Here is a 20,993-nt window from a genome sequence, read left to right as displayed (position 1 = left end):
GCTTCGGTGCGGCCGTGCGTTGCCGGGCATCCTGTGAGGCGCGGACTGGTTCAAGAGTGGTCATCCGTCCAGGCTGGTGAGGCTCGCGAGGGCGAGGCAGACCGTGATCTTCCGGGGTGCGCCAGAGGTGGGTGCAACAGGGCCAGGCTCCGGGCTGGACCCGTGATCACACGCTGGCAGAATGACGACATGACCGAGTTCGGGAAATTCCTGCGGGCTCGCCGTGGCGACGTACGCCCGGCAGACGCCGGGCTGCCCGCCGGAACCGGCACGCGCCGTACGCCGGGTCTGCGCCGGGAGGAGGTGGCGGCGCTGGCCGGTGTGAGCATCGACTACTACATACGTCTGGAACGCGGCAAGGAGACCCATCCGAGCCCCTCCGTGGTCGCGGCGCTGGCCGACGCGCTCCGCCTCAGCCAGGAGGAGAGCAGCTTCCTGCACGAGCTGGCGGCGCGCGCGGCGCGGCGTGCGCCCGAGCCCCGTCCCCTGCCGTCACGGCGGGTCCGTCCGACCGTCACGCAGCTTCTGGAGACGCTCCGGCCCAACCCGGCGTATGTCGTGAGCCGCACCAACGACCTGCTGGCGGCCAATCCCGGCGGGCTGCGGCTGCTGCACGGCATCGCCGACTGGCCGGAGCGGCAGCGGAACACTGTACGGTACATCTTCCTGCACCCAGCTGCCCGCGAGCTGTGGGCGGACTGGGAACAGAAGGCCAAGGGGTGCGTCGCCCAGTTGCGGGCGATCGCCGGCAGCGATCCGGATGCCCCGGATCTCGCCGCACTCGTAGGTGAGCTAATCGTCAAGAGCCCCGACTTCAACCGGCTCTGGGAACGGTACGAGGTGCACACGATCGGCGACGGCGAGAAGACGCTCCGACACCCGGAGGTCGGCACGATGACGCTCTCACACGAAGGGCTGTCCCTCAACCGCGCACAAGGCCAGCGCCTCATCATCTACATGGCGCCGCCGGACAGCCCGGACCACGACAAGATGACGCTCCTCGACCTCGCCACCGGCCCGTCCGTCGGATCCGGCGAGACGGCGCCCGTCTCACCCTCTCGGAGACAGAACAGCTAGGTGTTCCAGGTGATCGAGAGGTCGTCGAACTTTGCGTGGTTGATCTCAACCTGTTCTCCGGTCAGGTCGAGCAGGACTGGGCAGTCGGAGAACCACTCGCTGTCCTGCACGTCCCAGACCAGCCAGGCATGAGTCAAGGCCCGCATCCGCCGTCGCAGATCCACCCGCCCGAAGCGGTGACCGATCCGCACCAGCAGCTCTTCCAGTTCCGCCGGCCAGACATCGGACCGCACATCGTCTTGCACGACAGACACAACGTCCCGCCGCACCTGAAGTCACGAACTCCCGCCACCTGACGGAACATCAGCCAAGTACACTCACGAATACACCCCTGACCAGCAGGAATAGCGAACTGCAACTGGAATACTAACCGGCCTGCCCCATACCCGCCGCGTTGGGCCAGCTCTGCGCGTTCGGCCACCCCGTGGCCGGCGCCGGGGCCAGTCCGGGTGGCGGAGGCGCCGGTGCCGTCATCCCCCGTACCTGCGCGGCGGTCAGCCCACCCCGCGCCGGAACCCCGGTCGGGGTGGGCCCGGCCGGAGCAGGCGCCGGCACGGGAACCGGGGCCTGCTGCATGGGCATCTGCATCGGCGGCGGCTGCACCGGTGCCTGCATCGGCGGCGCCTGCATAGGCGCCTGCATGGGCGCCTGCATCTGGGCCACCATCGGCTGAGGCTGCTGCATCGCCGCCGCCGGCATCGGCATCGGCATCCCGGCCGGCGGACCGGCGACGGGGAGCGGCATGCCGACACCGGCGGCGGGAGCGGCGGCGAGACCCGGCCCCATGGCCGGCGCCGCGGTGAGACCGGGGCCGGGCCCCATGCCGACGGCCTGCGCGAGCTGCATGCCCGCCCCGTTGGTCTCGCTCACCAGCCGGTCGACCGCCGCCGTACCCGAGCTGTAGCTGGTCCCATTGCCCAGCTCGGGCACGGCGGCTCCCCTCCTGGACCCGTAGAGCACCTGCTCCATGGCGGACACCAGGCGACGCACGTCCACCTCGGGGCGCACCACGAGCCTCAGGAAGCGGCTGGATGAACCGATCTTGTTTCCGCACTCGCGGACCAGGATGCGGTGCTCGGTGAGCATCCGGTCCCGGACCACCGTGCCCTCGGCGCCGACGGGAAGGCGCACGAAGAGGAAGTTGCCCTGCGAGGGATAGACGGTCAGACCGGGCAGGACGGAGAGCTGGCTGGCCATCTCCAGCCGGTCCTTGCGGACCTGGAGCAGGCTCTGCGCGTACTCGGCGCCGTGCTCCTTGAGCATGAAGACGACGTACTCGGCGAACGCGTTGAGGTTCCACTTCGGCAGCATCGAGCGGACCTTGCCGGCCAGCGAGGGGTTGGCGACCATGTAGCCGAACCGGATGCCGTGCAGACCGAAGTTCTTGCCGAGGCTGCGCAGCACGATGACGTTCGGCCGGAGCATCGCCTCCTGGACGACGCTGGGCTCGGCCTCGGCGTCGGCGAACTCCAGGAACGACTCGTCGATGACGATCAGGTCCAGGTCGGCCATGGCGTCCATGAACTGCACCAGCGCCTGCTTGTGCAGGAAGCCGCCGTCGGGGTTGTTGGGGTTGCAGATGACGGCGACCCGGGTGGCCCGCTTGCGGATGAACTCGGCGTACTGCGCGAGGTCGAGGGCGAAGCCGTTGGACTCCTGGAGCGGGAACATGTCGACGCGTTTGCCGGTCTCCATCGGCTGGTCGGTCCAGCGGCCGAAGGTGGGGACGGGGATGGCGAGGGACTCGCGGACCAGCAGGTGGTCGATCCAGGTGATCAGCTCGGTGGAGCCGTTGCCCATGGCGACGGCCTGCGGCGGGAGCTGGAGGAGCTGGCACAGCTCGGCGGTGATGGTGTCGGCGCTGCTCGGGTAGAACGTGATGATGTCCTTGAGTCTGGACGCCATCGTTTCCATCATCGCCGGGGTGGGAAAGTACGGATTGCAGGGAATGCAGAAGTCAACGGGACCGGCACCCTCGCCTCCCTCACGGGTCAGCGCCGCCATCGACGGGCTGTGCGCGCCGCTGCGGAACAACGAGGTGACGTTGCCGGCCATTGAACCTCCGTATGAGGCGGGCCCGGTGGGGACGACCGGGCCCGTCGTCTGGGTGGCCCGCGCGGGGGAGCACGGGCCACCCGTGAGTACGGAGGCGGGTGTTGCCCTGTTCAAGCGGTGTGAAAAAAGTGTGAGTTTACGTTTCTTCTTGGAACCGGGTGGTGCGGCGCCCCGACAGGGGCGCGGGGCTGTGCCGATATGCGGCTCCGCCGCGTGGGCGCGACCGGCCCCTTACCGGCCGCGCCCACGCTCTCTCAGGCCCCGAACGAATGAACCGTCCGTGTCCTGTAGACCTGCCCCGGCCGAAGCACCGTCGACGGGAAGTTCGCGTGGTTCGGCGAGTCAGGGAAGTGCTGGGTCTCCAGGCACAGCGCGTCCCCCTGCCGGTACGTCCGCCCACCCGTCCCCGTCAGCGTCCCGTCCAGGAAGTTCCCGGAGTAGAACTGCAGCCCCGGCTGGTCGGTGGCGATCTTCAGGGTGCGGCCCGACCGGGGGTCCCGCAGCGTCGCGATGTGCTCCGGCTTCGCGGTGATCCCCTTGTCGAGGACCCAGTTGTGGTCGTACCCCTTGGCCTGCACCTGCTGCGCGTGCCCGGCCCGGATGTCCCGCCCGATCGTCTTCGTCTCGCGGAAGTCGAAGGGCGTGCCGTGGACGGTCGCCAGCTCACCGGTCGGGATCAGCCCCGAGTCGGTCGGCGTGTACCGCCCCGCCGCGATCGTCAGTTCGTGGTCCTCGATCGTGCCGCTGCCCTCGCCGGCGAGGTTCCAGTAGACGTGGCTGGTGAGGTTGACGACCGTGGCCTTGTCGGTGGTGGCCCGGTAGTCGATGATCCACTCACCGTGCTTGGTGAGGGTGTACGTCACGGTCGCCTTGAGCGTGCCCGGGTAGCCCATCTCCCCGTCGACGCTGGTGTAGTGCAGGACGAGGCCGACGTCCGAGCCCTTGGTGAACGGCTCGACGTCCCAGACGTGCTTGTCGAAGCCCTGGGTGCCGCCATGCAGGCTGTTCACACCGTCGTTGACGGAGAGCTGGTAGCTCTTGCCGTCCAGGGTGAACTGCCCCTTGCCGATCCGGTTGCCGTAGCGGCCGATCAGCGCGCCGAAGTACGGCGATCCGGCAACGTAGTCGGCGATGTTGTCGAAGCCGTTGACCACGTTGGCGTAGTGGCCGCGCCGGTCCGGGACCTCCAGGGTCTGGACGACACCGCCCCAGTTGAGGACCTTCAGCCGGGTGCCGCCGTTCTCCAGCGACCAGCGGTAGATCTTGGTGCCGTCGGCGAGCTTCCCGAAGGACTCCTTCACCGGCTTCCTGCCTCCCGAGGCGGCCTCGGCAGTGCCTGTGCCGAGGGTGGTGGCGGCGATGCCCGCCGCCGCGGCTCCTGCGATGACCGTGCGTCTGTTCAGTTCCATGTGCGGCTCCCACAAAGGAGGGGCCCCGCCTTCCGGCGGGGCCCGAGCTGACTTACGAACCGGACTTGCGCTTGTTCCACACGTCGAAGCCGACCGCCGCGAGGAGGGCGAGGCCCTTGATGACCTGCTGCCAGTCGGTGCCGACGCTGAGGAGGTTCATGCCGTTGTTCAGCACGCCGAGGACGAGACCGCCGATGATGGCGCCGAGGATGGTGCCCACACCGCCGCTCATGGAAGCGCCGCCGATGAACGAGGAGGCGATAGCCTCCAGTTCGAAGCCGTCGCCCGCCTTCGGCGAGGCCGCGTTCAGCCGGGCGGCGACCACCAGACCGGCCAGGGCCGCGAGCACGCCCATGTTCAGGAAGACGTAGAAGGTGACCTTCTTGTCCTTGACGCCGGACAGCTTGGCCGCCGGCAGGTTGCCGCCGATCGCGTAGATGTGCCGGCCGAAGACCGCGTTGCGCATCACGTAGCCGTAGCCGACGACCAGCGCACCCAGGACGATCAGGACGATCGGGGCGCCCTTGTAGCTGGCGAGCAGCATGGTGAGGACCAGGATCGCGGCGATCAGCGCGGTCAGCTTCAGCAGGAACAGCCGGGTGGGCGGCACGTCCAGGGCGAACTCCTGCTGGCGGCGCCGGTCGCGGAACTCCTGCCAGACCACGGCGGCGATCAGCACGATGCCCAGCAGCAGCGTGATGTTGTGGTAGTTGGTGTGCGGGCCCACTTCGGGGAGGAAGCCGTTGCCCAGGTTCTGCAGGCCGTCCGGGAACGGGCCGATGGTCTGGCCCTGGAGCAGGATCTCGGTGAGACCGCGGAAGAGCAGCATCCCGGCGAGGGTGACGATGAACGACGGTATGCCCAAGTAGGCGATCAGCACACCCTGCAGCGCACCGGCCACGGCACCCATCGCCAGGCACAGGATCAACGCGAGCGGCCAGGCCACTCCGTGATTGACCGTCAGCACCGCCGCGAAGGCGCCCACGAACGCCGTCAACGATCCGACGGACAGGTCGATGTGCCCGGCGATGATCACCATCATCATGCCGATGGCCAGGATCAGGATGTAGCTGTTCTGCAGCACCAGGTTGGAGACGTTGCGCGGCAGCAGCAGGTCCCCGTCGGTCCACACGGCGAACAGGGCGACGATCAGGCCGAGCGCGATCAGCATGCCGTACTGGCGCATGTTGCGGCGCAGCCCGTCGAGGACCATCCGGAGCAGGTTCCCGTCGGCGGCCGATCCGCTCCTGCCCGGCGGCGCGGGCGCCGGGCTCTTGGCGGTGACATCCGTGCTCATCGCGTTACCTCTTTGTCCTTCGTCATATGGCGCATCAGCACTTCCTGCGTGGCCTCGGCCCGGGGCACCTCACCGGTCAGCCGGCCCGCGGCCATGGTGTAGATGCGGTCGCACATGCCGAGCAGTTCGGGCAGCTCGGAGGAGATGAAGACGACCGCCTTGCCCTGGGCGGCGAGCTGGTCGATGACCGTGTAGATCTCGTACTTGGCGCCGACGTCGATCCCGCGGGTCGGCTCGTCCAGGATCAGCACGTCCGGGCCCGCGAAGATCCACTTGCTGAGGACGACCTTCTGCTGGTTGCCGCCGGACAGCTTGCCCACCGGCTCGAAGACGGTCGGCGCCTTGATGTTCATGGACTTGCGGTAGCCCTCGGAGACCTGCCGCTCCTCGTGCTCGTCCACGATTCCGCGCTTGGCGACCTTGTTCAGCGCGGTCAGCGAGATGTTGCGGTTGATGGTGTCGATGAGGTTGAGGCCGTAGTGCTTGCGGTCCTCGGTGACATAGGCGATGCCGTGCCCGACCGCCTCGGCCACCGACTTGGTACGGATCTCCGTGCCGTCCTTGAGGACCGAGCCGCCCGCGTAACGGCCGTAGGCCCGCCCGAAGACGCTCATCGCCAGTTCGGTGCGGCCCGCGCCCATCAGGCCCGCGATACCGACGATCTCGCCGCGCCGGACATGGATCGACACGTCGTCGACGACCTTGCGCTCCTGGTCGATCGGGTGCAGCACGGTCCAGTCGCGGATCTCCAGGGCCGGTGCCGCGTCCTCCTCGCCCTCGTAGGAGGTGCGTTCGGGGAAGCGGTGGTCCAGGTCGCGGCCCACCATGCCCGCGATGATCCGCTCCTCCGTCGTCTCCTTCGACTTCACGTCGAGGGTCTCGATGGTGTGGCCGTCCCGCAGGATCGTCACCGAGTCGGCGACCCGGCGGATCTCGTTGAGCTTGTGCGAGATGATGATCGAGGTGATGCCCTGGTTCTTCAACTCCAGGATGAGGTCCAGGAGTTTGCCGCTGTCCTCGTCGTTCAGAGCCGCGGTCGGCTCGTCGAGGATGAGCAGCTTCACCTTCTTCGACAGCGCCTTGGCGATCTCCACCAGCTGCTGCTTGCCCACGCCGATGTCGGTGACGCGGGTCTCCGGGTGGTCGTCGAGACCGACCCGGCGCAGCAGTTGGGTGGCGTGCCGCAGGGTCTCCCGCCAGTCGATGAACCCGCCCTTGGCGTGTTCGTTGCCGAGGAAGATGTTCTCCGCCAGCGAGAGGTACGGCGACAGCGCCAGCTCCTGGTGGATGATGACGATGCCACGGTGCTCGCTCGCCCGGATGTCACCGAACTTGCAGAGCTCACCCTCGAAGAGGATCTCCCCCTCGTACGTGCCGTGCGGGTGGACGCCGGAGAGGACCTTCATCAGGGTCGACTTGCCGGCGCCGTTCTCCCCGCAGATGGCGTGGACCTCGCCCTGACGGACGGTCAGGGTGACGTCCGAGAGCGCCTTGACACCGGGAAAGGTCTTGACGATCGAGCGCATTTCCAGGACGGGTCCCGCCATGGTCGTGCCTTCCAATCAGTAGGACAACTAGTGGGGGACGGGGGTCACTTGAGCTCGGCGTCGGTGTAGTAACCACCCTTGACCAGGACGTCCTCGTAGTTGGACTTGTCGACGCTCACCGGCTGCAGCAGGTAGGCGGGGACGACCTTGGACCCGTTGTCGTACGTCTTGGTGTCGTTGACCTGCGGGGTCTTCTTGTTCAGCACGTCGTCGACCATGGTCGCGGCGACCTTGGCGAGCTGCCGGGTGTCCTTGTAGACGGTCTGCGTCTGCTCACCCGCGATGATCGACTTCACCGAGGCCAGCTCGGCGTCCTGGCCGGTGATGACGGGCAGCGGCTGGCTCTTGGAGCCGTAGCCGTCCGACTTCAGCGCGGCGAGGATGCCGATGGAGATGCCGTCGTAGGGCGAGAGCACCGCGTCGACGTTGGCGGACTTGTAGGAGGAGGTGAGGATGTCCTCCATGCGCGACTGCGCGGTCGCACCGTCCCAGCGCAGGGTGGTGACCTTGTTCAGGGCGGTCTGCCCGGACTTGACCACCAGCTCCTTCTTGTCGATGTACGGCTGGAGCACGCTCATCGCGCCGTTGAAGAAGTACTTGGTGTTGTTGTCGTCGTTGGAGCCGGCGAACAGCTCGATGTTGAACGGGCCCTTCTTGCCGCTGTCCAGGCCCAGCTTGTGCACGATGTACGTGCCCTGCTCGACACCGACCTTCTCGTTGTCGAAGGACGCGTAGTAGTCGACGTTCTTGGTGCCGAGGATGAGGCGGTCGTAGGCGATGACCGGGATGTTGGCGTCCGCGGCCTCCTGGAGCACGTTGTTCAGGGACTTGTTGTCGATGGCCGCGATGATCAGGCCCTTGACGCCCTGCGTGATCAGGTTCTCGATCTGCGAGACCTGGGTCTCCGGGTTGTCCTCGCCGTAGACCAGCTGGGTCTTGTAGCCCTTGGACTTCAGGTTCTTGACGACGTTGTTGCCGTCGGCGATCCAGCGTTCGGAGGACTTGGTCGGCATCGCGATGCCGATCGTGCCGCCCTTGGCGCTGCCGCTGTCCTCCTTGCTGCCGCCTTCACCGCTCTGGCCGCAGGCGGACAGGGTCAGGGCGAGGGAGGCGGCCCCGGCTATGAGAGTGAGGGCGCTTCTACGAGTGCGCATGTGATCGGTCCCTGTTCTTCTCGTCGTTGAGAGGTGGAAGCGCCCCGAAGGGGCGCGGGGAACTGCGCGACCAGCCACGACGGACCCGCAGTCCCCAACGTTCGTCAGGCAGAACCCTCGGTGGGGAACCGGTTGAGAACCCCCGGCAGCCGCGACCCCAGCGGCGCCATCGCCCCGTCCGCCCCGTGCCGGGCCAGCAGGTCCAGGGCGAGCCGCCCCCTCCGCACCCGCTCCTTGGCGGTGCTGAGAGTCACGTCCCGCAGGTGGTTGCCCCACGGGTAGATGCCGGGGGCCCTGGACAGGCCGAACTTGAGGTACACCGGCGCCCCGCGCCGGATCAGCTCGGCGACCTCGTACATCCGGACGTAGCCGCCGAGGTCGTCGGGGGCCTCGATGTACATGTCCATGGGAGCGCCGGACACCCGGCGGATCTCGGTGAGGTGATCGAGCGTCAGGTCGCTCGGCACGTTGACGGAGTCCGCGCCGAGGTGCTCGAAGACGGCGTACGAGGCCGGGTTGACCGGCCCGACGAGCGCGGACACCTTCAGCGTGGTGTCGGCCGGGATGATCCCCGCCTGCCGGGCCCGGTGCAGCGTCCAGAGCACGCCCTCGTCGGCGACGAGCAGGCACTTGACGCCCAACTCCGTCGCCCGCACCGCGTCTTCGACGCACCCTGCGACGGCGTCGTGGCCGCGTGCGCGCAGTCCGGCGCCCCGCGAGTCGGAGCGCACCGAGCCGCCGATGTCCCAGGTGCCGCGCGGGCCGGTGAACAGGCACAGCTCGATGTCCCGCTCGTTGGTCGCCTCGACCATCTCGGTGATCTCGGCGTCGGTGAGCATCCACACGCCGCTGCCCTGGCTGATCCGGTGGATCGGCACGTCCAGGCGCGAGGATTCCTTGAGTACGACGGCAAGCGCCTCGGGGCCCTCGCAGGAGGGGATCTCGGTGCGCCACTTGCCGCCGCCCGGGAAGCTGTGGGCGGAGGCATCGGCGGGGTCGAGGGCGGGCGCGCCCAGGCCGAGGGCGTTGAGTGCCTGCTCACCCGGTCGGCGGGCCGCCGTAACGGAAGCGTCGGTCGTCACAAGCTGTCCTTCACGTTCGGTATTTCGGACAAGGTTCGCGGCTCTGGGTATGGAAAACGGCTTGGTGGTACGCCGGTCACGGCGAGGTCAGGGCACGCCGCGACCGGCGTACGACTCAGGGGCGGAGCAGCACCTTGCCCACCTTCGGATCACCGGCCCCCACCAGCTCGATGGCCTGCGGGAACCCGGTCAGCGGCAGCTCGTGCGTGACCAGCGGCAGCGGGTCGAGGAGTCCGGCCCCGAAGACCCGTACCGTGTGCGCCCAGGCGTCCGGCGGTGCCCCGAAGACGGTGTGCACCTCCAGCTGCCGTACGACTAGGTCGGTCGGGTCCAGACCCTCGGCACCGGCGGCCGGGATACCGGTCAGGACCAGGCGTCCGCCACGCCGGAGCAGGGCGGCGGCGGTGCGCGCGGCGGACGCGGACCCGGCGGTCTCGATGACCACGTCGAAGTCGTCGGGGAGATCCTGGTCCCTGGTCCGGAAGTCGGTCGCCCCGAACTGCCGGGAGAGGGCCTCCCGGTCGTTCCGGGTCCCGACCACCAGCAGTTCGCCAGGCGAGATCGCCTTCAGGAACTGCACGGCGAACATCCCGAGCGTCCCGGTGCCGACCACCGCGACCCGCTCACCCGGCCGCGCGTTGCCCTTCAGCGCGGCCGCCGCGATACAGGCGGCGGGTTCGAGGAGGGCGGCGGCGGTCAGGTCCGCGTCGTCCGGCAGGGGGTGCAGCAGCCGGGCCGGCAGGGTGAGGGTGGCGGCCATGGCGCCCGGCTGGGTGAACCCGGTCTCCTCGTACCCGTCCGTGCACAGCGTGGTCTCGCCGGCGTGGCACCGGTCGCACACCTGGCAGTTCCGGAACCCCTCGCCGACGACCTTGCGCCCGACGAGCGAGGCAGGCACCCCGGCCCCCACCCGGGAGACGGTCCCCGACCACTCGTGGCCGGGCGTCAGCGGGTAACGGACGTACCCCTCAGGCCGGTTCCCCTGGTACACCTCGCGGTCGCTCCCGCAAATCCCGACCGCGTGCACGGCGACCAGCGCCTCGCCGGGACCGGGCTCGCGGGGCGTGTGCTCCTCGACCCGGTGGACGCCCGGCGCCTCGACGACGACCTGGGAGCTCACTTGGTCCCCTTGGGCTTGCGCTGTTCCCAGCCGTCGGCCCAGAGGTCGAAGCGGGCCTGCTGCTGCGGGAACTCGGCGGCGGCGTCGGCGTCGAACTCGACCCCGAGGCCGGGCGCGTCGGACAGCTGGAAGTACCCGTCGACGACCTCCGGCGCGCCCTTGACCACCTTCTTGATCTCGGCGTCGGCGAAGTCGTTGAAGTGCTCCAGGATCTTGAAGTTCGGGGAGGTGAACCCGACCTGGAGGGAGGCGGCGGTCAGCACGGACCCGCCGACGTTGTGCGGCGCGACCAGCACGTAGTGCGTCTCGGCGGTGGCGGCCAGCTTCCGCGTCTCCCAGATTCCACCGATATGGCCGACGTCCGGCTGGATGACGTCCACGGCCTGGCTCTCGAAGAGCTCGCGGAACTCGATGCGGTCGTGGATGCGCTCACCGGTGGCGACCGGGATGTCCACCTTGGCGGCGACCTTCTCCAGCGCCTTCAGGTTCTCCGGCGGGCAGGGCTCCTCCAGCCAGGCCGGCTTGAAGGGCGCCAGCTCGCGCGCGAGCCGGACCGCCGTCGCCGGCGAGAACCGCCCGTGCATCTCCAGCATCAGCTCGGCGTCCGGCCCGATGGCGTCCCGCACGGCCTCGATCAGCGACACGGAGTACAGCGTCTGCTCGTGGTCCAGCTCGAAGTGCCCGGTCCCGAACGGGTCGATTTTCAGCGCCTTGTACCCGCGCTCGATCACCCCCTGGGCGGCCTTGTGGTACGCCTCCGGCGTTCGCTCGGTCGTGTACCAGCCGTTGGCGTACGCCTTGACCTTGTCGGTGACCTTCCCGCCGAGCAGCTGCCACACCGGCACGCCCAGCGCCTTGCCCTTGATGTCCCAGCAGGCCATCTCCACCACGGCGATGCCGGACATGACGATCTCGCCCGCCCGGCCGTAGTCGCCGTACTTCATCCGGCGTACGAGGTCTTCCACTGCGAACGGGTCCGAACCGAGAATGTGGTTGGCCTCGGCCTCCCGCAGGTAGCCGATCAGCGCGTCGGTGTGACCGAGCATCCGGGTCTCGCCGACACCCGTGATCCCCTCGTCGGTGTGCACCTGGACGTACGTCAGGTTGCGCCACGGCGTCCCGACCACGTGCGTGCTGATTCCGGTGATGCGCACGGCAGTTGCCCCTCAGCTGTTCGAGATTTCGTCACACGTTCGAAATGCTGGCGTGACAGTAAGGATGGGACGGTCGGGGTGTCAATGGGTCGAACAGGTAACGGTTTCGGCAAGGCTTTCGACAGTTTTTCGGTCCCCCACAGAACCTTCACAGGGCCGGGTGGTTAAGTGACCGGTGGGGAACTTAGTCTTCCCGCGTCATGGACTACTGCCACCCGTGCCGACGGCACCTCAATGGCGCCCTCGCCTGCCCGGGATGCGGCGCTCCGGCCGAAACGCCACGCGCGGCCGCGCGGGAAGCGGCCGCCCCTGACCCGGCCGCGACCGGTGAAGCCCCCTACCCGGAGACGGAGTTCCGCGAGGACGTACCCGCGGCCGACCACGGTTACGACGGCGAGGGCGACGAGCCCCTGACGGGTGGCCGGGCGGACCGGCGGCGGGCGGCCCGCGGGCGCGGCGGCCGGAGCCGGGAACGAGCCGCCGAGAATCTTCCCGAGGCCACCGAGAATCTCGCCGAAGCCGGCGAGGAGCCTTCCGCGGCCGACGGGAGCCGTCGCGACCGCAAGGCCGCGGCCCATCGCCGACGACGCCGCAGGGTCCTGCTCGTGAGCGTGGCGTGTGTCCTGGCGGCGGGTGGCCTGAGCCTCGCCGAACTCGGCACGGACGCCATGCCGTTCACGAGCCCGGGCCCGGCCTCGGCGGGCGGCGACACCGCCGACGGCGGTACGTCGACGTCGTCCCCGGGTGCGACGGCCCAGCCCCTGGACGACGCGTCCGGCGCGTCCGGCCCGGCGGGCTCCGCCTCGGCCGACCCGTCCGCCTCCGCGTCCCCCTCCGCGTCGAAGGACAAGGAGTCGCAGTCGCCGTCGGCGTCCCCGAAGGACGCGTCGGCACAGTCGGCGACGACGGGCACGGCGACGAGGACACCGACGGCGGCACCGACCTCCGCGGCGGCATCGACCCCGGCCTCGAACCCGACGACGTCGACCCCGACTCCGACCCCGTCCCAGAGCCACTCGTGCACGCGGTTCCTGTGGTGGTGCAGCTGAAGAAGCGCCCACTGAAGCGCGCCCGAAGGTCTGCCGAAGCAAACCCGGCAAATCTTCGGGCGCCGTGTCACATCCGCAGGACCCGTTCCGTCATAGGTGTGTATCCCGCTGAACCCAACGGAGGAACACACCATGGAAGCCCGTCTGAACCTCTTCGCCAGCCCCACCGCCAACAAGCTGATCAAGGCGTTCAACGGCGCGGGCAAGGCCGCCGAGGGGACGTCGATCCCCGCCGCCACCCTGGAGCTGGTCAAGATCCGCGCCAGCCAGATCAACGGGTGCGGCTTCTGCCTCGACATGCACACCAAGGACGCGGCCGCCGCCGGCGAGACCCAGCAGCGCCTCCTCATGGTCGGCGCCTGGCGCGAGGCGACCGTGTTCACCGACGCCGAGCGCGCGGCGCTGGAGCTGGCCGAACAGGGCACCCGGATCGCCGACGCGGCGGGCGGGGTCCCCGACGAGGTGTGGCAGAACGCGGCCAAGCACTACACCGAGGAGGAACTCGTCGCGCTGGTGGCGACGATCGCCCTGATCAACGCCTACAACCGGCTGAACGTCATCTTCCAGCAGCCGGCCGGCGACTACCGCCCCGGCCAGTTCGCGTAACGAGCCCGCTCCAGGGGGGTGCCACCGTCCGGCCTCGGCGGCGCCCCCCTACGCGTCCAGCATCCGCCGCAGCAGATCCCGCAGCGACAGCCGTTCCGCGTCGGACAGCCCCGCCAGCGGCTCCCGCGCGAAGCGCAACCCGTCGCGCAGCTCGCGGGCGACCCGCAGGCCCTCGTCCGTCGCCGCGGCCAGCTTCACCCGGCGGTCGGCCGGGTCGGGCCGCCGCTCCGCGAGCCCCCGCGCCTCCAGCCGGTCCACGATCCCCGTCACGTTCGACGGCTCACACTTCAGCTTCTGCGCCAGTTTCCGCATCGGCAGCGGCTCCAGCGAGAGCAGGCTGAGCAGGCGCGCCTGCGCCCCGGTGAGCGCGTGCTCGCCCGCCGCCTCCTCGTAGTCCGCGTAGAAACGCGCCACGACATCCCCGATCAGCTCGACGACCTCGAAGGTCAGGGCGTCGGGGCGCCGGGGCTTCGCTGGGCTGGACGGTGAGGACGACATGCGCTCAGAGTACCCCGTTACTTGACATCATGAAATATTCAGGAGCATGGTTGTTTCAGATGCTGAAGTAATTAGGAAAGGCGCATGTCATGATCAACCGCGAGTGGCACCTGGCAAGCCGTCCCGTCGGCTGGCCGAAGCCGGAGGACTTCGCCCTGGTCGAGGCGGAGGTCCCGACCCCGGGTGAGGGACAGGTGCTGGTACGGAACGAGTACCTCTCCGTCGACCCGTACATGCGCGGCCGGATGAGTGCCGCCAAGTCCTACGTCGCCCCCTTCGAGCTGGGCAAGGTCATGCAGGGCGGGGCGGTCGGCGAGGTCGTCGAGTCCAACGCCGAGGGCATCGCGGTCGGCGACCACGTCCTGCACTTCCTCGGCTGGCGCGAGTACGCCGTCGTGGACGCGAAGAACGCCGTCAAGGTCGACGCGGCGGCCGCGCCCCTGTCGACCTACCTCGGCGTCCTCGGCATGACCGGCCTCACCGCTTACGCGGGCCTGCTGCGCACCGCCTCCTTCAAGGAGGGCGACTCCGTCTTCGTCTCCGGCGCGGCCGGCGCGGTCGGCAGCCAGGTCGGCCAGATCGCGAAGCTCAAGGGCGCCTCGCGGGTGATCGGCTCGGCCGGCTCCGACGAGAAGGTCAAGCTGCTGGTCGAGGAGTACGGCTTCGACGCCGCCTTCAACTACAAGAACGGCCCGGTCGCCGAGCAGCTCCGCGCCGCCGCGCCGGACGGCGTGGACGTCTACTTCGACAACGTCGGCGGCGACCACCTGGAGGCCGCCATCGGCCAGCTGAACCGGGACGGCCGGATCGCCGTCTGCGGCATGATCTCCGTCTACAACAGCACCGAGCCCGTCCCCGGCCCGAAGAACCTCGCCCGTCTCATCCAGACCCGCGGCCGGATCGAGGGCTTCCTGGTCGGCGACCACTACGACCTGCAGCCGCAGTTCGTCGCCGAGGTCGGCCCGTGGGTGGCCGCCGGGCAGCTGAAGTACCGCGAGACGGTCGTCGAGGGCATCGAGAACAACCTGGAGGCGTTCCTCGGGGTCCTGCGCGGCGACAACACCGGGAAGATGATCGTCAAGCTCTGACGCGACCGCGTGACGCCGGTACGACGGCTGTCGTTGTGTACGGCGGAGGCCGCACCCTTGGACGTGGGGTGCGGCCTCTCGTCTGCCGGGTGCGGAATCAGCGCCGGGTGCGGGTAGTCGTGGGCTGGTCGCGCCCACGCGGCGGAGCCGCGCATTCATACAGCCCCGCGCCCCCAAGGGGCGCGTTTCAGTCGGCCAGAGCTGCCACGTGCACCGCCTTCGCCAGCCGGTCGTTCTCCGGTGCCGCTCCTCCCGGGAACGCGAACCTCCGCCGCGTGTAGCCGTAGGCGACCCCGCTCCGGGGATCCGCGAACGCCTGCGACCCCGCCGCGCCGCTGTGGCCGATCGTGCCCGCGCCCAGGAACGGGTGCCAGGTGTCCGCCGTCGCCTGGAAACCCAGGCCGTACGACTTGTGGGTGCGCGCCACCAGGTCGTAGCCCACCGCGTGGAACTGGCCGAACTCCGCCACCGTGTCCTCCTTCAGCAGCGGGGCCTTGCCGTCGATCTCGCTGAGCAGCGCCGCGTACATCCCGGCCAGGCCGCGCGCCGACGCCACCCCGCCCATCGACGCCGGGCCCCTGGCGCGGACCCGCGGGTCGTTGGGCAGGGCCGCCAGGTCCATGGGCTCGGCCGCGTGCTTGTTGAAGGCGATCCCGGCGAGCGTCCGCGGGCCGGACGGGAGGGCGTCGAGCAGCGCCTGCTGCTCGGCCGTCGGCAGCATCGGCTGCGTCGTGCGGAAACGCGGCTCGTGCGCGGCCGGCAGGCCCAGGAAGAAGCCCAGGCCGTAGGGCGCCCGGACCCGCTCCTCGTACACGTCCTGGAGGGTACGGCCGGTCGCCCGCCGTACCACCTCGCCGGTGAGCGCGCCGATGACGAGGGCGTGGTAGCCGAAGGCCGTGCCCGGCCGCCAGAACGGCCGCTGGTCGGCAAGGCGTTCGGCCATCGCCCGGTCGTCCGCCAGCTCCTGCGGGCTGAACCCGGTGTCGGTGCCGATCAGACCCGCCTGGTGCGCGACCAGCTCCCGCAGGGTGAGCGTGCCCTTGCCCTCCGCGGCGAACTCCGGCCAGTAGTAGGTGACTTTACGGTCCAGTTCCAGCGTGCCGTCCTGCACCAGCATCGCCACGACCAGGTGCGCGGCGCCCTTGGTGGACGAGAACGCGCCATAGAGGGAGTCCCCGTCGGCCCCCTCGCCCGCCCACAGGTCGACAACCCGACGGCCGTGGACGTACGCACACAACTGTCCCTCGTAGTCGGCCCGTTCGCCGGCGACGAAGGCGGCGAATTCCTCGCGCACCGCTTCGAAGCCCTCCGCGACCGTGCCCCGGACGGTGATCTCCTGCGTCATCCGCTCTCCTCAACCGAGCCGCCGCGGGCAGCTCCCATGGTGAACAACGCCTGCTGGTTCCTGAGATCGGTACGGCGGGACGCACCCGTTCGACTCAACGGTGACCAGGAGGTCTTGGTGCCACCGCCTCCCGGTGGGTTCATGCCCCACTGTGCCCCGGGACCACGCCGGTAAAGTCTTCGCCATGCGTGATCTCGGGGTGGGCTTCGGATATCTGCTCAAGGGCCAGCGGTGGGTCGGCCGGCACGGCAAGCAGTACGGCTTCGGTCTGCTGCCCGGCCTGATCACCCTCGTCCTCTACGCGGCGGCGCTGGCCGCCCTCGCGATATGGGGAGAGGACTTCGTCGCCTGGGCCACCCCGTTCGCCGACGACTGGGCCGGCCCCTGGCAGGGCCTCTTCCGTGGCTTCCTCACCGCCGTCCTGTTCGCCCTCGGTCTTCTCGGCGCCGTCCTCACCTTCACCGCCGTGACCCTGCTGATCGGCCAGCCCTTCTACGAGAACCTCTCCGAGAAGGTCGACGCGGACGTCTCGCCCGACGGCACCGCGCCCGAGTCCGGGCTGCCGTTCTGGCGCGAGCTGTGGATCTCGGCCCGCGACAGCCTGCGCGTCCTGGTCCGGGCCGGCCTCTGGGGCCTGCTGCTCTTCGCCCTCGGCTTCCTCCCGCTCGTCGGGCAGACCGTCGTACCGGTCGTCGGGTTCTTCGTGACCGGCTTCTTCCTCACCGAGGAACTCGCCGCCGTCGCCCTCCAGCGCCGGGGCGTCGACCTGCGCGCCCGGCTCGCCCTGCTGCGCTCCCGCAAGACCCTGGTGTGGGGCTTCGGCACCCCGCTGGGCCTCGCCTTCCTGGTCCCCTTCGTCGCGGTGTTCCTGATGCCGGGCGCGGTCGCCGGCGCCACCCTCCTCGCCCGCGACCTGCTGGGCGAGGAGACGGCGCAGGAGGACCCGGATCAGGACCGGGACCGGCGGGTCACTTCCTGAAGCTCGCGTCCGCCGCCACGGTCACGATCGCCCGCACCTGGTCGATGATGTCCACCCGGTTCCGCACGAACTCCGGGTCGGTCACCTCGGTGGTGTTCCCGGCCCCGAACTGCAGCACCGGCGTGTGCACATGCCCGCCGGGCAGGCTGTCGTGCAGCCCCAGCCGGTCGCGCAGCAGCGTGGCCCGGTAGGCGATCTCGTTGGACAGATAGTCCCCGCCGCCCCCGGCCCGTGCCGTGGACCCGGGAGTGGGCCCGTCCGCCCGTACGACGGCCTCCGTGCCCCCCGCCGGGATCTCGGTCACCTCGGTGTGGTCGTACACCGGGAAACGCCCGGTCGGCGCCGCCACGATCGCCGCGTACGGCAGGGTCGTGGTCGTCCACTGCGGCTGCGAGGCCGGGTCGGCGACCGGGACGGTCTCCCTCCGGCTCACGTTGTCGTTGTCGGGGAACCCGCCCCGCCAGGCCCCGTTGGTGCGCTCCACGTCGAACCGCCCGACCCGCCCCTGACTCACGGTCGTGAACAGGTCCACCTTCGGCAGATACGGCCGCAGCGTCCGCTCCACCGTCCCCTGCGCGAAGTCGTCCCACCGCACCGGGAAGACGGCCGTCTCCACCCGCGCGGGCCCCTGCGCCGTCCGGACGACCGTGCCGTCGAGGGCCAGCGCGCTCGCCCCGGAGGGGTTGGAGATCCGGATGTCCCGGTCGAGCGTGAACGGGTCGAACCCGGTGACCAGGATCCGCCGCACGCCCTTGCCGGGATACCGGATGTCGGTCTGCCCGCGCGAGGTCCGCTCCAGCACGTCGAGCAGCGCCGCCCGCTGCCGCTCGCTCAGCCCGAACCCCGGCTCCCAGGTGCGCACGTCCCGGGTCATCCCGAGCCGCGCCCAGTACAGCGGCCGGTCGTCGTCCCGGCTGATGTCACCGGAGACCGGCCCCCGCCCCTGCGCCCGGTCCACGGCACGCCGCCACAACGCGGACCCGTCCCGCACGACGATCCGCCGGGCCTGCGCGTACGAGTGCGCGCCGCCGAGCGCCCGCGCGAACTCCGGCGCCACGGCGTCGAACCCGGACCGCCGGAGTATCTCCTGCGGTGCGGCCCGGTCGAGCCGCTGTTCCTCGGCGGTGGGGGAGGGCGCGGTGGCCGCGTGTGCGGCGCCCGGGGCGAGCGCCCCGGCCAGCAGGGCGATTCCAAGAACACCGATCCGAACGCGCAGCGATGTCACGGGAGTTGGCCTTCCGTCGCAGTGGGGTGCGTGGTGCCGTTCGGGCCGCAGTATCGCGTGCGGGGCGCGGTGTGGTCCACGCCGGGGGGAGCGACCGCGCCGTCTCCCGGTGTCTTCGGGCGGTGCGGCGGATCCCGGGGGTTTGTGAAGGGTTCGTACGGGATAGCTGTGAGGAGGGCGATCACCGGCCGTCGTCTCACAGGCGCGGCTAAGGTCTGGTGCGGGACCAGTCCCCCTTGAGCAGCCCCGGTCCGGGACCTGACCCCTGGACCGGGGCTTGCGGCTGGTCCGTCAGTCCCGCACCCCGAAGCCGTACACCGTCTCCGAGCGGTACACCGCGCCCGGGTCGAGGCGGGTGCTCGGGAACTCCGGGCGGTTGGGGGAGTCCGGGAAGTGCTGGGTCTCCAGGGCGACGCCGTCGCCCGGGGCGAAGGGGCCGGTCAGGTGCTCGGCCGTGTACAGCTGGACGCCGGGCTCGGTGGTGGCCACGGTGAGGGTGCGGCCGGAGGCCGGATCGTACAGCTCGGCGATCTCGGCGGGGGAGTCCGTGACCCCCTTGTCGAGGACCAGGTTGTGGTCGTAGCCGGAGCCCACCTTGCGGGCCGTACGGAAGTCGAAACGGGAGCCGGAGACGTCCGCCGGCGCCCCGGTCGGGATCAGGTCGCCGTCGACGGGGGTGTACCGGGAGGCGGCGATCCGGAGTTCATGGCCGCCCGCGTTCCCCGAGCCCGCGAGGTTGAAGTAGCTGTGGTTGGTGAGGTTCACCACGGTCGGCGCGTCGGTGACCGCCTCGTAGGAGACGCGCAGCGCGCCGGACGCGTCCAGCGTGTACGTCACCGTGAGCTCCAGCCGCCCCGGGAAGCCCTCCTCGCCGTGCGGGCTCACCCGCGTCAGCCGCACCCCGTGCTCGAGGCCCTCGACCTCCCACACCCGCTTGTCGAAGCCGCGGGCGCCGCCGTGCAGGGAGTTGGGCCCGTTGTTCGGCTCCAGGGCGTAGGTCACGCCGTCCAGCGGGAAGCGGGCGTGTGCGATCCGGTTGGCGTACCGGCCGACCAGCGCGCCGAAGTACGGACCCGGATGCTCCAGATAGCCGTCCAGGCCGGCGAACCCCAGCACCACGTCCGCCGTCCGGCCGTCCCGGTCCGGGACCTCGACCGACTGCACGATGCCGCCGTACGACAGGACCCGCACCCGGGTCCCCGCGCGCTCCAGCGTCCAGCGGTGCACCTCGGTGCCGTCGGAAAGTGTGCCGAAAAGTTCGCTCATGAGGGAAACCCTAAGCCAAGGGTCTAGTCCACCGGATCCTTCGCGGTGATGGTCCGGTAGGCGATCGAGGCGAGCTTCGACTGGCCGTCGGTGCTCGGATGGAACCAGTCCCAGTGACTCAGCTGATCCGTGCCGAAGCGGTACTCGTACACCGCCCCGCCGTCGAAACGGCACCGGCGGTCCTTGGCGCAGACCTGCGCCAGCACCTTGTTGTAGTCCTCGACCCGCTGTTGCACCCGGTCCCGGCGCACGGTCGCCGCACTGGTCAGGTTGTCCGCGTCGGCCAGCATCGACGGGCAGATGCCCAGCTTCCAGATCTGCTTGCCCAGCGGACTGGTCCGCCCCTGCGACCACAGCCGCTTCAGATTCGGCACGCTCGACACGTACACCTGCGTCTTCGGCAGCGACTTCCGCAGGATGCCCAGGGCGTCCTCGAACTGGGTGCGGAAGGCCGCCACCGAGGTCATCGCCCGTACCGACGTACGGCAGGCGTCGTTCGCCCCCGCCATCACCGTCACCAACTGCGGCCTGCGCACCACCGCGTCGGCCATCTGCCCCGACAGGTCGGCCATCCGGGCGCCGGTCACCGCGTAGTTCCAGCTGTGGTCAGCCGCCTTCGCCCGCCCCAGCAGCCGTACCGCCAGGCTGTCCACCCGCTCGCTGGTGCCGGTCGCCCAGGACACCTCAGGGCAGTCCGAGAGCACCGTGCACGCGTCGAAGCCGCGGGTGATGGAGTCGCCGACGGCCGCGATCGAGGCCGGGCTGCGGTCCCACACCGGCATGGTCCGCGAGGCACGCGTACGGGCGCTGTCGCCCCCCGAGGAGGAACCGCCGAACACGTCGCATCCGGCCAGCCCCAGTGCGGTGGTCGCGGCGACGACACCGACCAGGGCACGCGCACGCCGGCGTCGCTGCTTCCGCATACCCCGCTGGTCCTCTCCGTCGACTGGTTCGTCCCCCTTCATAACAACGCACGGGAGTTCCCACCCCCCGCCCTGCAACGGTCCACCCCCGTACAAGCGTCCCCCTGGGTGAATGGCAG

The 20,993-nt window shown here is 70.0% G+C and carries 19 protein-coding genes; 5 read left to right on the top strand and 14 right to left on the bottom strand.

The features are described 5' to 3' along the window. The first annotated feature begins 189 nt into the window (after positions 1-189). Positions 190-1,077 (top strand): helix-turn-helix transcriptional regulator, encoded by an 888-nt coding sequence (locus AB0N16_RS12590; RefSeq protein ID WP_365795819.1) that lies wholly within the window; start codon positions 190-192, stop codon positions 1,075-1,077. Here AB0N16_RS12590 and AB0N16_RS12585 read toward each other — a convergent pair. The 9 genes from AB0N16_RS12585 to AB0N16_RS12545 form a co-directional block, all read right to left on the bottom strand. Then, positions 1,074-1,322: a hypothetical protein gene (locus AB0N16_RS12585; protein WP_365795817.1), complete on the bottom strand. Its 249-nt coding sequence runs from the start codon at positions 1,320-1,322 to the stop codon at positions 1,074-1,076. The two genes, AB0N16_RS12590 and AB0N16_RS12585, sit on opposite strands and share 4 nt — an antisense overlap. A 121-nt stretch (positions 1,323-1,443) precedes the next feature. Beyond that, the gene (locus tag AB0N16_RS12580) at positions 1,444-3,132 is read right to left on the bottom strand and encodes a histidinol-phosphate transaminase (protein ID WP_365795815.1); all 1,689 of its coding nucleotides are present in this window, start codon (positions 3,130-3,132) and stop codon (positions 1,444-1,446) included. Between the two features lie 254 nt (positions 3,133-3,386). Further along, complete coding sequence (locus AB0N16_RS12575) at positions 3,387-4,541, bottom strand: aldose epimerase family protein (protein WP_365795813.1); 1,155 nt, start codon at positions 4,539-4,541, stop codon at positions 3,387-3,389. A gap of 52 nt (positions 4,542-4,593) precedes the next feature. Beyond that, a complete protein-coding gene (gene mmsB / locus AB0N16_RS12570) occupies positions 4,594-5,838 on the bottom strand; it encodes a multiple monosaccharide ABC transporter permease (protein ID WP_365795811.1) in 1,245 nt (414 codons plus the stop codon). Next, entirely contained in the window at positions 5,835-7,385 is a 1,551-nt protein-coding gene (gene mmsA / locus AB0N16_RS12565; protein ID WP_365795809.1) for a multiple monosaccharide ABC transporter ATP-binding protein, read from the bottom strand. The genes mmsB and mmsA overlap by 4 nt, the downstream gene beginning before the upstream one ends. Before the next feature lie 44 nt (positions 7,386-7,429). Continuing rightward, entirely contained in the window at positions 7,430-8,539 is a 1,110-nt protein-coding gene (gene chvE, locus AB0N16_RS12560; RefSeq protein WP_365795807.1) for a multiple monosaccharide ABC transporter substrate-binding protein, read from the bottom strand. Between the two features lie 104 nt (positions 8,540-8,643). Further along, positions 8,644-9,621 carry a hypothetical protein gene (locus AB0N16_RS12555; RefSeq protein WP_365795805.1) on the bottom strand — a complete coding sequence of 326 codons (978 nt, stop codon included), beginning with the start codon at positions 9,619-9,621 and terminating at the stop codon, positions 8,644-8,646. 115 nt (positions 9,622-9,736) lie between these two features. After that, positions 9,737-10,741 carry an alcohol dehydrogenase catalytic domain-containing protein gene (locus AB0N16_RS12550; protein WP_365795803.1) on the bottom strand — a complete coding sequence of 335 codons (1,005 nt, stop codon included), beginning with the start codon at positions 10,739-10,741 and terminating at the stop codon, positions 9,737-9,739. Beyond that, complete coding sequence (locus tag AB0N16_RS12545) at positions 10,738-11,895, bottom strand: mandelate racemase/muconate lactonizing enzyme family protein (RefSeq protein WP_365795801.1); 1,158 nt, start codon at positions 11,893-11,895, stop codon at positions 10,738-10,740. The genes AB0N16_RS12550 and AB0N16_RS12545 overlap by 4 nt, the downstream gene beginning before the upstream one ends. Before the next feature lie 200 nt (positions 11,896-12,095). On the opposite strand from AB0N16_RS12545, the gene AB0N16_RS12540 reads away from it, so the two are divergent. Both AB0N16_RS12540 and AB0N16_RS12535 read left to right on the top strand, forming a co-directional pair. After that, positions 12,096-12,944, top strand: coding sequence for a hypothetical protein (locus AB0N16_RS12540; protein WP_365795799.1), 849 nt, complete (start codon positions 12,096-12,098; stop codon positions 12,942-12,944). A gap of 132 nt (positions 12,945-13,076) precedes the next feature. Beyond that, complete coding sequence (locus AB0N16_RS12535; RefSeq protein WP_365795797.1) at positions 13,077-13,550, top strand: carboxymuconolactone decarboxylase family protein; 474 nt, start codon at positions 13,077-13,079, stop codon at positions 13,548-13,550. Positions 13,551-13,598: 48 nt separating this feature from the next. Here AB0N16_RS12535 and AB0N16_RS12530 read toward each other — a convergent pair whose 3' ends face one another. After that, positions 13,599-14,048, bottom strand: coding sequence for a MarR family transcriptional regulator (locus AB0N16_RS12530; protein ID WP_365795795.1), 450 nt, complete (start codon positions 14,046-14,048; stop codon positions 13,599-13,601). An 89-nt stretch (positions 14,049-14,137) separates the two neighbouring features. Between AB0N16_RS12530 and AB0N16_RS12525 the strand changes: the two genes are divergently transcribed. Beyond that, positions 14,138-15,136: an NADP-dependent oxidoreductase gene (locus AB0N16_RS12525; RefSeq protein WP_365795793.1), complete on the top strand. Its 999-nt coding sequence runs from the start codon at positions 14,138-14,140 to the stop codon at positions 15,134-15,136. Between the two features lie 187 nt (positions 15,137-15,323). On the opposite strand, the gene AB0N16_RS12520 is transcribed toward AB0N16_RS12525, so the two are convergent. Continuing rightward, positions 15,324-16,481 carry a serine hydrolase domain-containing protein gene (locus tag AB0N16_RS12520; protein ID WP_365795791.1) on the bottom strand — a complete coding sequence of 386 codons (1,158 nt, stop codon included), beginning with the start codon at positions 16,479-16,481 and terminating at the stop codon, positions 15,324-15,326. A 184-nt stretch (positions 16,482-16,665) separates the two neighbouring features. Here AB0N16_RS12520 and AB0N16_RS12515 point away from each other — a divergent pair, with 184 nt between their 5' ends. Beyond that, a complete protein-coding gene (locus AB0N16_RS12515; RefSeq protein ID WP_365795789.1) occupies positions 16,666-17,460 on the top strand; it encodes an EI24 domain-containing protein in 795 nt (264 codons plus the stop codon). On the opposite strand, the gene AB0N16_RS12510 is transcribed toward AB0N16_RS12515, so the two are convergent. From AB0N16_RS12510 to AB0N16_RS12500, 3 genes are all read right to left on the bottom strand, one after another. Next, complete coding sequence (locus AB0N16_RS12510; protein WP_365795787.1) at positions 17,450-18,685, bottom strand: pyroglutamyl peptidase; 1,236 nt, start codon at positions 18,683-18,685, stop codon at positions 17,450-17,452. The two genes, AB0N16_RS12515 and AB0N16_RS12510, sit on opposite strands and share 11 nt — an antisense overlap. 291 nt (positions 18,686-18,976) lie before the next feature. Beyond that, positions 18,977-19,951: an aldose epimerase family protein gene (locus AB0N16_RS12505; protein ID WP_365795785.1), complete on the bottom strand. Its 975-nt coding sequence runs from the start codon at positions 19,949-19,951 to the stop codon at positions 18,977-18,979. Between the two features lie 23 nt (positions 19,952-19,974). Continuing rightward, on the bottom strand, positions 19,975-20,874 hold the full coding sequence (locus AB0N16_RS12500; RefSeq protein WP_365795783.1) for an SGNH/GDSL hydrolase family protein: 900 nt from the start codon (positions 20,872-20,874) through the stop codon (positions 19,975-19,977). Between the last annotated feature and the right edge of the window lie 119 nt (positions 20,875-20,993).

Source organism: Streptomyces sp. NPDC051105, assembly GCF_040682795.1.
GTDB lineage: Bacteria > Actinomycetota > Actinomycetes > Streptomycetales > Streptomycetaceae > Streptomyces.
The sequence above is the reverse complement of the archived record's forward strand: the minus strand, read 5'-3'. Positions and strand labels throughout refer to the sequence as shown.

What these genes read in the sequence shown, in the direction of transcription:
- AB0N16_RS12590 (WP_365795819.1), top strand. Translation starts at nt 190, where the DNA reads ATGACCGAGTTCGGGAAATTCCTGCGGGCTCGCCGTGGCGACGTACGC.
- AB0N16_RS12580 (WP_365795815.1), bottom strand. Translation starts at nt 3,132, where the DNA reads ATGGCCGGCAACGTCACCTCGTTGTTCCGCAGCGGCGCGCACAGCCCG.
- AB0N16_RS12575 (WP_365795813.1), bottom strand. Translation starts at nt 4,541, where the DNA reads ATGGAACTGAACAGACGCACGGTCATCGCAGGAGCCGCGGCGGCGGGC.
- mmsB (WP_365795811.1), bottom strand. Translation starts at nt 5,838, where the DNA reads ATGAGCACGGATGTCACCGCCAAGAGCCCGGCGCCCGCGCCGCCGGGC.
- mmsA (WP_365795809.1), bottom strand. Translation starts at nt 7,385, where the DNA reads ATGGCGGGACCCGTCCTGGAAATGCGCTCGATCGTCAAGACCTTTCCC.
- chvE (WP_365795807.1), bottom strand. Translation starts at nt 8,539, where the DNA reads ATGCGCACTCGTAGAAGCGCCCTCACTCTCATAGCCGGGGCCGCCTCC.
- AB0N16_RS12540 (WP_365795799.1), top strand. Translation starts at nt 12,096, where the DNA reads ATGGACTACTGCCACCCGTGCCGACGGCACCTCAATGGCGCCCTCGCC.
- AB0N16_RS12535 (WP_365795797.1), top strand. Translation starts at nt 13,077, where the DNA reads ATGGAAGCCCGTCTGAACCTCTTCGCCAGCCCCACCGCCAACAAGCTG.
- AB0N16_RS12530 (WP_365795795.1), bottom strand. Translation starts at nt 14,048, where the DNA reads ATGTCGTCCTCACCGTCCAGCCCAGCGAAGCCCCGGCGCCCCGACGCC.
- AB0N16_RS12525 (WP_365795793.1), top strand. Translation starts at nt 14,138, where the DNA reads ATGATCAACCGCGAGTGGCACCTGGCAAGCCGTCCCGTCGGCTGGCCG.
- AB0N16_RS12520 (WP_365795791.1), bottom strand. Translation starts at nt 16,481, where the DNA reads ATGACGCAGGAGATCACCGTCCGGGGCACGGTCGCGGAGGGCTTCGAA.
- AB0N16_RS12515 (WP_365795789.1), top strand. Translation starts at nt 16,666, where the DNA reads ATGCGTGATCTCGGGGTGGGCTTCGGATATCTGCTCAAGGGCCAGCGG.
- AB0N16_RS12505 (WP_365795785.1), bottom strand. Translation starts at nt 19,951, where the DNA reads ATGAGCGAACTTTTCGGCACACTTTCCGACGGCACCGAGGTGCACCGC.
- AB0N16_RS12500 (WP_365795783.1), bottom strand. Translation starts at nt 20,874, where the DNA reads ATGCGGAAGCAGCGACGCCGGCGTGCGCGTGCCCTGGTCGGTGTCGTC.